Raw genomic sequence first — 12,375 nt, 5'->3', positions numbered from 1 at the left:
CAAAATGCGCGCGGGCAGAACTTGGATCCGCATCCTCTGAACCCGGTACCGCGCAAGGAGACTAGAGAGATGGCCTACGTCATTACCGATACCTGCGTGAAAGACAACCTCTGTGCCGATTCCTGTCCTAGCGGTGCGATCCACCCCACGACGGACGAGGCCACGTACGAGGCTGCTCCGCAGCTTTACATCAATCCGGCCGAGTGCATGGATTGCGGCGCCTGCATCGCGGAGTGCCCGACGAATTCGATTTACCCTGCTGATGAACTGCCCGGGGACAAGCAGGACTTCGCAGAAAAGAACGCTGCTTACTACGCTTAATCTGGCCTTGGCTTAAGGAAGCGGTTCTTCGACTACATTCGTTTCGAAATAGATCATCCCAGTGCTTCGGCCTGGGATGATCTGTTTGCGCCAATGTTCGTTGCATTCCGTCCAGCACCGATAGAAGATACACATGTAGTCATCCGTATTCAGCCAAGGAGCGTAATCCTTGAACTATCCACACTGGCAATTAGCGATACCAGGCGGCATGTTGATTGCGCTGGTCGCGGTGCTACATGTCTTTATCTCCCATTTCGCCGTTGGTGGCGGCTTCTTTCTCGTGGCCACCGAGCATCTGGCTCGTCGGAGGAACGACGGTGCAGTGCTGGAGTATTGCCGGCGTCACTCGAAGTTCTTTGCCCTGCTGACGCTCGTGTTTGGCGCGATCAGCGGAGTTGGTATCTGGTTCACCATTGGGCTTGTCAGCCCCGAAGCCACCTCGATGTTGATTCACACGTTTGTTTGGGCATGGGCCATCGAGTGGATCTTCTTCTTTGTTGAGATTGCGGCGGCCATCATTTACGCCAACACGTGGCAGAGCCTACCTGCACGCGAACACCAGATCGTCGGCTGGATCTACTTTGTTGCGGCTTGGATGAGCCTGTTCATCATCAATGGGATTCTCACTTTCATGCTGACACCCGGGCGCTGGGTGCAGACCCAGAACTTCTGGGACGGAATCTTCAATCCGACATTCCTGCCATCGCTCGTGGCTCGAACTGCAGTCAGCGTCATCCTGGCCGGTATCTTTGGATACATAACGCTGCCACGGAACGAAGGCCGTGAAAGAATCGCTCGCTGGTCGTCCCTGTGGATCGTCGTTGGCTCGTTGGTGCTTCCGTTGTCCTTGTGGTGGTACTTTGCGCTGATTCCGAAGTTTTCGCAGGTCTATATGAATGGTGTGCTGGTCGGAGTACGGCACGCGATTCGTGGCGGTGTTGGGTTCACCCTGACGGCGTTGTTGCTCGCGCTGATCTTTGGCCTTTGGAAGCCGCGCTGGATGCGTGCTCCTGTGGTGGCGGTGCTTGTGCTGTGTGGTTTGGGCATGATCGGTGCGGGCGAGTATCTGCGCGAGTTTGTTCGCAAGCCGTGGGTCATCAATCAGGTCGTATATGCGAATGATCTGCGCACGACTCAAGTGGAGACCTTGCAGCAGACAGGTGTGAGTCACACAGCAAACTTCCTGCTGACGGACAACACGGCTGGTGTGGAGTACGGAAAGAATCTCTTCCAATTGCAGTGTGCAAGCTGCCATGCCGAGGGTGGATATCGCGGAATGAGGCAGCGGGTGGACGGATGGGACGCCGATTTCGCGGCCGACATCCTGCAACACATTCACATGCTTCGCGGCACGATGCCTCCTTATTCAGGAAACGAGCAGGACCGCAAAGCTTTGGGACAGTATCTTGCTTCTCTGAATTCGGAATGGAAATTCAACATCACGGACGCGAATCGGCTTGAGGTGGGCGAGAAAGTTTTTGGCGCACGTTGCGGACATTGCCACTCGGTCAATGGAAACTTCCGGCCTTTGCGAGGTGCGTTTGAGAATGCGACAGCCGCACAAGTGCAGGACGTATTCCCAGCACTCGACTCCATGAGCAGCAATATGCCGAAGTTCAATGCTCCCGATGATCAGGCGCAGGCGCTAGCGTTCTACATTGCGCATGAGGCAAACAAGCCTGTGCCGCACAAATCGAGCCCGGCTGACATGCCTACCGGCGCTACGCATTCTGAATTGAAATTGCCCACTGCGCACCGTGCAATCGCAGGCGGCAGGGAGGTGCGCTAATGCAGACCGTTCCTATTCCGCATGTTGATCCGTTGCCTTTGCCGGGGCCGGTGTGGCTATTCACCGCGCTTCTGCTCGTGGTATTTACCTTGCACGTGGTGGCAATGAACTCCGCACTGGGCGGAGGAATTTGGACGCTATGGAACTATCTCCGGGGGCGCAACTCGGAGCACCCCTATTCGCGGCGGCTCGCTAACGAGCTGTCACGAATGCTCCCAGCGTTCCTGGCGTTTACGGTCACGCTCGGGGTCGCGGCGCTGCTTTTTGTGCAGGTACTCTACGGGAACTTCTTGTACACCAGTTCCATCCTGATCGGCTCGCTGTGGCTGATGGTAGTTCCGCTGGTGATGGTCGCCTATTACGGCTATTACTACTTCTCCTACACGGCCGCGACGGGGAAGGGAAACGCCGCATACGTGCTGGCGCTGTCGGTATGCGTGCTTCTTGGTATTGCATTCATATTTGTTAACAACATGACCCTGATGCTCGGCCCCGAGCGCTGGCTTACCATGTACCGCGCGCACCCGAACGGGTGGAACCTGAACCTCGGTGATCACAGCGTCCTTCCGCGATACCTGCACATTGTGAATGGTGCAGTTGCGCTGTTCTCGGCGATTCTCGCTCATCTCGGCATGCGCAAGATGAAGGCTGATGTCGAGTACGGGCGCTGGATTGTGCAACGTTCGGCGCTGGTCTTTGCTGCGTGCACGGGATTGCAATTCCTGCTCGGCATGTGGCTACTGCTGGCAATTCCACGCGAGATTGCGATGACCTTGTTGCGCGACCCGCTGGCTGGCGCGGTGTTTGGAGTGGCGCTGATGTCCGTGATCTCCGCCATGTTGCTGATTCTGATTGGCAGCCTTTCCGAGAAGCCTTCGAAGCTGGTGCATGCGGGGTTCGGCATGTCGCTGGTCACGCTCTTCCTCATGGTGTGCCTCCGGTATTTGCTACGGGTGGCTTATCTCAGGCCATATGCAAATCTCAGTGGGCTGGCAGTGCATTCGCAGACTGGAGTTATCGTCCTGTTTCTCGTGTTGTTTGTCGGCGGGCTGCTGACGGTCGGTTACATGTTGTGGCTCGTGGCCAGGAGCAAGAAAGCGCAAGTGATGGCGAAGACTACAAGCGTCTGATGCATACACCTTAGAAACTGGGGCGGCGTTCGCGTCGCCCCGTGTTTATGCACGCATATTCATAAGAATTATTCACAGATAACGCAAATTCCCCTTCAAAAACGTTGACGCGGGCTCTGAATGAGCTGCATACTTATACGGTCCCCTGAATAAAAATTCTGGGTTGGCTGGAAGCTTATGTCGAAATTGTCGCGTCAAAATTTGATCCTGGACCTGGTGCAGCAGGAGTCCGTTGCCAACCAGGAACAACTGCGCAAGCTGCTTTTGCGGCAGGGCTTTGACGTTACGCAAGCTACGCTGTCGCGCGACATCAACGAACTCTCATTGGTAAAGAGCCCTGCCGGGTATCGGGTTTCCACTGGTGATCAGCAGGCTGAACCAGCATTTCATTCGGCTGGGCGCCTGGTTCGCGAGTTTGTGATCGAGGTGCGCGAGGCGCAGAACCTGCTGGTCATCAAGACGGCAACTGGATCGGCGCAGCCGGTTGCTGCGGCTATCGATTCGGAAGGCTGGTCAGAGATCGTAGGTACTGTCGCCGGGGATGACACCATTCTGGTGATTTCTCAAAACAAGAAGAATGCACACAAAATGTCGTTACGGATTAAAGGGATGATGCAGTGAGCGCGGCCAAGATCAAGGCCGCAGTGATGGGGGCTACAGGGTACGCGGGATTTGAATTGGCGAGATTGCTACTTCGCCACCCGAATATGGCTACTCCGGTGTTTTTGACCCGGGAGAGCGCAAAAGGTACCCAGGAAAGTTTGTATCCGGAGTATGCCGCGAACACGAGCTACCCGCTGGAACCGTTTTCATGGGAATTGCTCAAGACGCGTGGCGTTGATGTTTTGTTCCTCGCTACTCCGCACGAGCTTTCGCGGGAGATAGTTCCGGAAGCGCTGGCGAAGGGGTTGCGTGTTGTCGATCTGAGCGGTGCGTGGCGCTTGAAAGAAGCGACCAATCGCGCTGTTTATAAGTTCGAAGACAAAGATCCTGCTACGGCGGCGAAATTGGATCAGTCGGCGGTCTATGGACTGCCTGAACTGCATCGAAAAGAAATTCGGGATGCAGCGTTGGTCGCGAATCCCGGGTGCTATGCCACTTCGGTGATTGTAGCTTTAACGCCGCTGGTGCGGTCGGGATTGGTCGACACCCATCGTGGAGTGGTTTGTGATTGTAAGTCGGGCGTTTCTGGCGCGGGAAAGAAGCCGACTCAGAAAACGCATTTCGTAGAGGTGGCCGAGAACTTTTCCGCGTACTCGGTGTTTGGTCATCGCCATACTGGCGAAATCTTGGAACAGGCAGGGTTGCATGCTGACGAACTCATCTTTACTCCACATCTACTGCCGATTCCCCGCGGCATACTTTCGACGATCTATCTAGGGCTGGCGAAGCCGGTCACTCCGAACGAAATTCAAGCAGTGTTGCGCGAATTCTACGGCGACGCGCATTGGGTCCGGGTTTATGACCATGGATTCCTGCCGCAGATTCAGCATTCACTGCGGACAAACTATTGCGATGTGGGGTTTCAACTGGCCCCGGATGGAAAGCGACTCATCGTGGTGTCCTGCCTGGACAACCTGATGAAAGGCGCAGCGGGTCAGGCGCTCCAGAACCTGAACGTGATGTACGGCTGGAGCGAGAAAGAAGGGTTCTGATGATGAAACTCGTGGTGAAAATCGGCGGTGCGGCGCTTGAGGACAAGTCGCTGCTTAAGAAGTGCGTGCAGGCGATTGCCGATCTCGCATCAGAAGGGCACAAGGTTGCCGTGGTGCATGGTGGTGGCAAGGCTTTGACGCAGACGCTCGCGCAGATGGGCAAAGAGTCCACATTCGTGAACGGTCTTCGCGTGACGGATTCGGATACGCGTGATGTTGCGTTGATGGTGCTGGCAGGACGCGTGAATAAGCAACTCGTGGCAGCGATCACTGCAACAGGTCAGGCTGCAGTCGGACTTTGCGGCGGAGATGGCGCGGCTTTTCTGGCACGCAAAAAGCAGACCAAGGGTGGTGATCTCGGGTACGTCGGGGAGATCAGTTCGGTTGATTCGCGATGGATCGAAGCAATCTGGAACAACGATGGAATCCCTGTGATTTCCAGTCTTGCTCTGGGTTCGGACGGCGAGTACTACAACGTAAATGCAGACCAGATGGCATCCGCATGCGCTTCGGGGTGCAAGGCTGACGCGTTGATCTTCCTCACCGATGTTGCGGGAGTAAAGGGGCAAGATGGCTCGGTTATTCGCTGGCTCTCCATCAGCGAGATTCCGGAACTGGTGAAGTCGTCGGTGGTTTGCGGCGGGATGTTGCCGAAGCTGCAGGCTTGCCAGGAGGCTTTGCGTTCAGGAGTACAGCGCGTTCGCATTTTGCCCGCGCTTGAGGCTGGCAGTTTGCCGGCGTTCTATCAAACCAAAATTGAATGTGGCACGGAGGTCATGGCGTCGTGAGTCTGAGCAAAGTACAGAAACTGGAAGAAAGATATCTGCTCCACACTTACGACCGCCACCCTGTGCAGTTGACCCATGGTAAAGGCGCGTACCTCTACGCCGAAGACGGTAGCAAGTATCTCGATTTCCTGAGCGGAATCGGCGTGATGGCGCTTGGCTACTCGCATCCGAAGATCACGAAGGTGATCAAGGAACAGGCTGGCAAGCTGGTTCACTGTTCGAACCTGTTTTACACGGAGTTTCCTTCGGCGCTCGCACAGCGTCTAACGAAGCTTTCGGGACTAGACCGTGCGTTCTTCTCCAATAGCGGCACGGAAGCATGGGAAGGTGCGTTGAAGATTGCGCGCGCCGTGGCGAGCAGCAAGGGACTTTCGAAGCGCACAAAGTTCCTGGCACTCGAGAACTCGTTCCACGGACGGACGATGGGTTCGGTGGCAACGACCTACACCGAGAAGTATCGCAAGCCTTTTGCTCCGGTCATGCCCGGTGTGACATTCGTGAAGTTCGACGATGTCGAAGACCTGAAGAAGAAGTTTGATGACACGGTCTGCGCGATTTGTATCGAACCCATTCAGGGTGAGGGCGGAATTCACCCTGTAAGCCGCGAATTCATGAAGGCTGCTCGCGAACTCACGCAGAGTACTGGCGCGCTGTTGTTGCTGGACGAGATTCAGTGTGGATTAGGACGTACGGGCAAGATGTTTGCTTTCCAGCATTATGGCGTAAAGCCTGACGTGGTCACGCTGGCAAAGCCCCTGGCTGCTGGACTGCCGCTGGGAGCAATTCTGGTGACAGAAGAAGTCGCAGGCGTGATCCATCCTGGCATGCACGGCACGACCTTTGGCGGAGGCCCGCTGGCGTGTGCTGTGGCATTAGAAGTATTGAAGGTTATGGACGAAGAGAAGATTCTCAGCCATGTGAAGCAGGTGGGGAACTACTTCTTTAACGAGTTACAGAAGCTTGATGCGCGCCATGGCTCGATCCTTGACGTGCGCGGTGTGGGATTGATGGTGGGTGTTGAACTGGACTCCGCCGATCTCGCCAAAGCCGTGCAGAAAGCCCTGCTCGAACAGAAGATCATCATCAACCGCACGCATGAGACGGTGCTGCGATTCCTGCCGCCGTACGTCGTGACTGAAAAGCAAGTGAAATCCGTAGTGGAAGCGCTCGACCGAGTACTGTCCTCCTGCGCGTCATCTGGCGACGCTGCGCCTGCACCAAAGCGCAGCCCTCGACAGAGGCTCCTAAAGGCATCATCAGCGAGCAACGCGAAGTAACGTTCCCGGATCGCAATCGGGATTCTAGAGGAGGACAACGCCATGGCGACACGGCCGTTGGAAAAGAATGATATTGGCGATACGGTCCCTGCACCGGTATTGAGCGATCTCACATCGATGAGCGATCTGAAGCCTTCCGATGCCGAATTCCTTCTGGGACTTGCGGCAAGGGTGAAGGCGCGCCCGGCGGAGTTTCGCACTGCGCTCGCGGGAAAGCAGATCGTGCTGTTCTTTGAGAAGCCTTCCTTCCGCACAAGGCTGACCTTTGAGTCTGGCGTGTACTCGCTGGGCGGGCAGGCGATGTTCGTGGATCAGATGAACTCTCGCATTGGCGAGCGCGAACCGCTGAGCGACATGGCCCACAACCTGGAGCGCTGGGTGGATGCCTTGGTGCTGCGTACGTTCGATCACAAAACGGTGACCGAACTGGCGCGTTTTGCGTCAATTCCGGTAATCAATGCACTGAGTGATTACGAACATCCGTGCCAGGCGCTGGCAGATTTCCTGACATTGCGCGAGAAGTACGGCGACCTGCACAAAGTTCGGCTGGCATATGTTGGCGACGGCAATAATGTGGCGCATTCGCTGATGCTCGGCGCTGCTTTGTTTGGTAGCCACATCGTTGTGGGGACTCCGAAGGGATACGAACCACAGGCTGAAGTTCTGGCCGCGGCACGTGAGATTGCTCGTGAAACTGGAGCTACGATCGAGGTTGTCAACGATCCGGTCGCAGCCGTGAAGGGTGCCGATGCTGTGTACACCGACGTGTGGGCCAGCATGGGGCAGGAAGCGGAAACAGCGGAGCGCGCGCGTACTTTCGCCGCCTTCAAAGTGACACCTGAACTCTTTGCAAACGCCGCTCCGGAGGCTGTGTTCATGCACTGCCTGCCCGCGCATCGCGGCGAAGAAGTGGAAGCGGCGGTAATCGATTCGCCTGCCTCCGTTGTTTTTGATCAGGCGGAGAACCGTCTGCACATTCAGAAGGCGATCCTTCTGCAGCTATTGGGAAACGGCACTCGCCGCTTCCCGTCGAGGAGCTTTAATGTCTAAGAAGAAAGTTGTACTGGCGTATTCGGGCGGTCTTGATACTTCGATCATCATTCCGTGGCTCAAGGAAAACTATAACTGCGACGTCATCGCGTTCGTTGCCGACGTGGGGCAGGGCGAGGACATGGAAGCAGTAGCCGCAAAGGCTATCAAGACCGGCGCGTCCAAGGTTGTGGTGAAAGATCTGCGTGAAGAGTTCCTGACCGAATACGTGTGGAAGTGCGTGCAGGCCGGAGCCGTGTACGAGAACAAGTATCTGCTCGGAACTTCAATGGCGCGTCCGATTATTGCCAAGTACCAGGTGGAAATTGCTCTAGCCGAAGGCGCCGAAGCTGTGGCTCATGGATGCACCGGCAAGGGCAACGATCAAGTGCGTTTTGAGCACGCGTTCCTGGCTCTTGCGCCTGAGCTGAAGATCATTGCACCGTGGCGTGAATGGACTCTGAAGTCACGCGAAGACTGCATCGAGTACGCTGAAGCGCGCAACATTCCTATCACGGCGAGCCGAACCAAGATTCACTCGCGCGACCGCAATCTGTGGCACATTTCGCACGAAGGTGGCGAACTCGAAGATCCGGCGAACGCGCCTCTGGACACGACCTGGCAGATTTCGAACTCTCCGCAGACCGCGCCCGATCGCACCGAGGAAGTCGAGATCGGTTTTGAGAAGGGCGTGCCGGTTTCGGTCAATGGTCAGGCTCTGCCCCCGGTGCAACTGCTCGATCTGCTAAATGAGATAGGCGCACGCAATGCCATTGGCCGTATTGACCTTGTTGAGAATCGCTTCGTCGGCATGAAGTCGCGTGGCGCGTATGAGACTCCCGGCGGAACGTTGCTGCTGCTGGCTCATCGTGAACTCGAAGCGCTCTGCCTCGATCGCGACCTGTCTCACTTCAAGCAGCACGTTTCTCTGAAGTATGCCGACATCGTTTACAACGGCCTTTGGTTCACACCTCTACGCGCCTCGCTGGATGCCTTTGTGGCTTCGACGCAGGAGGAGATGACCGGTACCGTGAAGCTCGCACTATACAAGGGCAATGTGGGCATCAGCAGCCGAAAGTCGGAGAACTCGCTGTTCAATGCTGACATCGCTTCGTTCACCATGAACGAGAGTTACGATCAGAAGGATGCTGCCGGGTTCATCAAGATTCTCGCGCTGCCTGCTCGCGCTCGCATCCTGAACGCGAAAAAGAAGGAAGCAGTCGAGGTGACCAAGTGAAGATGTGGTCCGGGCGGTTTAGACAACCGCTCGATCCTGAATTTGAGCGTTGGCAAAGGTCATTTCCTTTTGATCAGCGCTTACTCCAGGAAGAGATTGCAGCCAGCCGCGCGCACGCGAAAGCCCTGCTCGCGGCTGGTGTACTTTCTGGCGACGAATACGCCACAATGCTGCGTGGGTTGGAAACGCTATCGAAAACAGGGCACGAGTACCTGAATGACGAAGAAGCGGAAGACGTCCACCACTTCGTCGAGAAGCACCTGCAACGCATTATTGGCGAAACCGCGCTGAAGCTACATGCTGGACGTAGCCGCAACGAACAGATTGCGACCGACCTGCGTCTTTATGTGCGTGCAGCTTGCGACGAAATCTCTGCGTTGTTGCTCGAGCTGGTCAATGCCACCCACGCCCGGGCGAAGCAGGCCGGCACGGCGGCAATGCCCTCTTATACGCACCTGCAGCGTGCCGAGCCGGTTCTGGTTGCGCATTGGCTGCTGGCGTATTGCGAAATGTTTCTGCGCGATGCGGATCGTCTACGTGACTGCCGCAAGCGCTTGAACTACTGTCCCTTGGGTTCGGGAGCCATCGCCGGAGCGACCCTCGCGCTTGATCGCGAGATGGTTGCCAACGAACTGGGTTTCACGGCTCCAACGCCGAACAGCATGGACGCCACGAGCGACCGCGACTTCGCCATCGAATTTGCGCAGGTGCTCTCGATCCTGTCCGTGCACCTGAGCCGCTGGGCGGAGGAACTCATCCTGTTCTCGACCATTGAGTATGGATTCGTGCACTTGCCCGAGAGCTACTCAACGGGTTCGAGCGCGATGCCGCAAAAGCAGAACCCCGATAGCCTAGAGTTGATTCGAGGTAAAGCAGGACGGGTGATCGGTGCGGCTCAGCAGTTGCTAACGACATTGAAGGGCCTGCCGCTGGCCTACAACAAGGACATGCAGGAAACTCAGGGGCCTGTGTTCGTTGTGGCCGAGACCGTCACCATGATGCTGCGCGTTGCAGGCGGCTTCATGCACGATGTGCAGTTTGACCTCGAACGCATGTCGAAGGCTGCGGGGACGGGCTATATGAACGCGATGGCCGCGGCTACCTACCTGGTAGGAAAGGGCGTGCCGTTCCGCCGGGCGCATGAAATCATCGGCAAGGCCGTGCGGCTAGGGTTGGAGCAGGGCAGAGAACTACATGAGATGTCTCTGGCCGACTTGCGCTCGATCAGTGAAGCATTTGGCGATGACTTTTATGCAAACGTGACTCTGGAGGCGGTGCTGGACTGCCATAATGTTACGGGTGGGACGGCCCGTTCCCAAGTGGCGAACGCCCTTGCCGCTATGGAGCGGCGTACCAAGCAGTTCCAGGAGTCTGAGGCGGTCGATGTACACGCGTAAAGCGATATTGCCGGATGCCGAGAATCTCCGCGATTTAATTGCGGATTTCTCGAGCGACGGCACACTGTTACCCCGCTCGCTGCCGGAAATCTGCGAGAACATTCGCGATTTCACGGTGGTGGTCGAGGGTGACACAATGATTGGTTGTGGCGCGCTCCACCTTTACGGCACGCACTTGGCTGAGATCCGTTCCATCGCTGTGTGGCCGCGTTATAAGGGCACCGGTGCAGGTCGTCTGCTGGTCGACGCGTTGCTGGATGAAGCCGAGCAGCATTACGTACACTGCGTGTGCCTGTTCACACGCATCCCGGAGTTCTTTGCCCACCTCGGATTCATCGAGGCGAAGCGCGAAGAACTGCCGGACAAAATCTATAAGGATTGCGCGAACTGTCCCAAGCTGCAGGAGTGCGACGAGGTGGCAATGTATCGCGGCGAGTTGCCGCACTTTGCGATTCTGCCTCGTCCAGCCAAACTGCAACTTCGCATGCGACAGCCGCTGGTGAAACTCGAACAATGAATTTGCACGGACCGGACGAACCGGTATTTCTTCCCCAGGGCTTCTCCTGGTCAGCTACAAAAGCAGGCATCAAGGCAAGTGGACGAACTGACGTCGCGCTGGCCGAAGCTCCGCTCGGGGCCAGTGCCGCGGTCATGTTTACCAAGAACCGCGTCGCAGCCGCACCCGTAGAGGTTGGCCGCGCTCACATGAAGCGCAACAAGGGCCGCGTGCGCGCCATTTTGGTAAATGCAGGCAATGCAAACTGCGCGACCGGAGCCGCTGGCATCACAGTGGCCGAAGAAAGTTGCGCCGCGTTAGGCAAGGCTCTGGAAGCGGCACCGGAGTTCATTATTCCTTCATCGACCGGAATCATTGGCGTGCCACTGCCAGTAGAGAAACTGGTCGCGGCGATCCCTGCGGTCTTCGAAGGGCGCGCGAGCGATGAACAGGCTCTGAAGACTTTCGCTACGGCCATCATGACCACAGATACGCGCATGAAGATGGCTTCCGTGGAATTCGCAGCGGGCAAAAAGGCGGTTCGCATTGCGGGCGTCTGCAAAGGGTCGGGCATGATCCATCCCAACATGGCGACCATGTTGGTGTATATCTTCACCGACCTCGATGCTGAGTCGAAGGCGTTGCAAACAGCGTTAAAGACCGCTGTTGATCCCACGTTCAATGCTATCTCGGTCGATGGTGACACTTCGACCAACGACACGGTTCTGCTGCTGGCTTCGGGAGCCTCGAAGGTCAGTCTCGACGCTCCGGGAGTGGCAAAGAAATTTGCCGAGGGCTTGCGTGCTGTCTGCGCCTCATTGGCTGAGCAGGTGGTGCGCGATGGCGAAGGTGCAAAGCATCTTGTGAAGTTGCAGATCACCGGAGCGAAGTCGGAAGACGAGGCGCGGGTGATCGCCCGTTCCATTGCCAACTCGCCGCTGGTCAAGACCGCGTGGGCAGGATGCGATCCGAACTGGGGTCGCATTCTGTCGTCGGTCGGCAAGAGCGGAATTCCGCTCGATCCTGCGAAGGTCAACATCTTCTTTGGCCCGCAGCAGGTGTGCAAAGCAGGCACTGCGTACAAGTTCGATGAGAAGCAGGCGCACGAGTATCTTAAGCAGCCAGAGTATGAGATCAAGGTCGAGCTTGGGCGAGGCAAGAGCTCGTTGCTGTTCCTCACCTGCGACCTGACGGTGGACTACGTGCACATCAATGCGGACTACTCGACGTAGTCGAAGGTTTCAAAGTTCAAGGTT

General features: G+C 56.7%; 12 protein-coding genes. All 12 read left to right on the top strand.

Annotation, left to right across the window (positions count from 1 at the left end; genetic code table 11):
* Window positions 1-69 precede the first annotated feature (69 nt).
* Window positions 70-321, top strand: coding sequence for a 4Fe-4S dicluster domain-containing protein (locus AC6IZD_RS11030; protein WP_497783372.1), 252 nt, complete (start codon window positions 70-72; stop codon window positions 319-321).
* 169 nt (window positions 322-490) lie between these two features.
* Complete coding sequence (locus tag AC6IZD_RS11025; RefSeq protein WP_497783371.1) at window positions 491-2,110, top strand: c-type cytochrome; 1,620 nt, start codon at window positions 491-493, stop codon at window positions 2,108-2,110.
* Window positions 2,110-3,240 carry a hypothetical protein gene (locus AC6IZD_RS11020; RefSeq protein WP_497783370.1) on the top strand — a complete coding sequence of 377 codons (1,131 nt, stop codon included), beginning with the start codon at window positions 2,110-2,112 and terminating at the stop codon, window positions 3,238-3,240. Before AC6IZD_RS11025 ends, AC6IZD_RS11020 begins: the two co-directional genes overlap by 1 nt.
* Before the next feature lie 177 nt (window positions 3,241-3,417).
* Entirely contained in the window at window positions 3,418-3,861 is a 444-nt protein-coding gene (gene argR / locus AC6IZD_RS11015; RefSeq protein WP_497783369.1) for an arginine repressor, read from the top strand.
* The gene (gene argC / locus AC6IZD_RS11010) at window positions 3,858-4,895 is read left to right on the top strand and encodes an N-acetyl-gamma-glutamyl-phosphate reductase (RefSeq protein WP_497783368.1); all 1,038 of its coding nucleotides are present in this window, start codon (window positions 3,858-3,860) and stop codon (window positions 4,893-4,895) included. Before argR ends, argC begins: the two co-directional genes overlap by 4 nt.
* Window positions 4,896-4,897: 2 nt before the next feature.
* The gene (gene argB / locus AC6IZD_RS11005; RefSeq protein WP_497787574.1) at window positions 4,898-5,683 is read left to right on the top strand and encodes an acetylglutamate kinase; all 786 of its coding nucleotides are present in this window, start codon (window positions 4,898-4,900) and stop codon (window positions 5,681-5,683) included.
* Window positions 5,680-6,960: an aspartate aminotransferase family protein gene (locus tag AC6IZD_RS11000; protein ID WP_497783367.1), complete on the top strand. Its 1,281-nt coding sequence runs from the start codon at window positions 5,680-5,682 to the stop codon at window positions 6,958-6,960. Before argB ends, AC6IZD_RS11000 begins: the two co-directional genes overlap by 4 nt.
* A gap of 42 nt (window positions 6,961-7,002) precedes the next feature.
* Entirely contained in the window at window positions 7,003-8,010 is a 1,008-nt protein-coding gene (argF, locus tag AC6IZD_RS10995) for an ornithine carbamoyltransferase (protein WP_497783366.1), read from the top strand.
* Window positions 8,003-9,226 (top strand): argininosuccinate synthase, encoded by a 1,224-nt coding sequence (locus tag AC6IZD_RS10990; RefSeq protein WP_497783365.1) that lies wholly within the window; start codon window positions 8,003-8,005, stop codon window positions 9,224-9,226. Before argF ends, AC6IZD_RS10990 begins: the two co-directional genes overlap by 8 nt.
* On the top strand, window positions 9,223-10,623 hold the full coding sequence (gene argH / locus AC6IZD_RS10985) for an argininosuccinate lyase (RefSeq protein WP_497783364.1): 1,401 nt from the start codon (window positions 9,223-9,225) through the stop codon (window positions 10,621-10,623). Before AC6IZD_RS10990 ends, argH begins: the two co-directional genes overlap by 4 nt.
* The gene (locus tag AC6IZD_RS10980; protein WP_497783363.1) at window positions 10,610-11,140 is read left to right on the top strand and encodes an N-acetyltransferase; all 531 of its coding nucleotides are present in this window, start codon (window positions 10,610-10,612) and stop codon (window positions 11,138-11,140) included. Before argH ends, AC6IZD_RS10980 begins: the two co-directional genes overlap by 14 nt.
* Window positions 11,137-12,351: a bifunctional glutamate N-acetyltransferase/amino-acid acetyltransferase ArgJ gene (gene argJ, locus AC6IZD_RS10975; RefSeq protein WP_497783362.1), complete on the top strand. Its 1,215-nt coding sequence runs from the start codon at window positions 11,137-11,139 to the stop codon at window positions 12,349-12,351. Before AC6IZD_RS10980 ends, argJ begins: the two co-directional genes overlap by 4 nt.
* The last annotated feature ends 24 nt before the right edge of the window (window positions 12,352-12,375 follow it).

Source organism: Koromonas humicola, from assembly GCF_059726255.1.
Note: the sequence above shows the minus strand (reverse complement) of the source record. Positions and strands in the feature narration are given on the sequence as shown.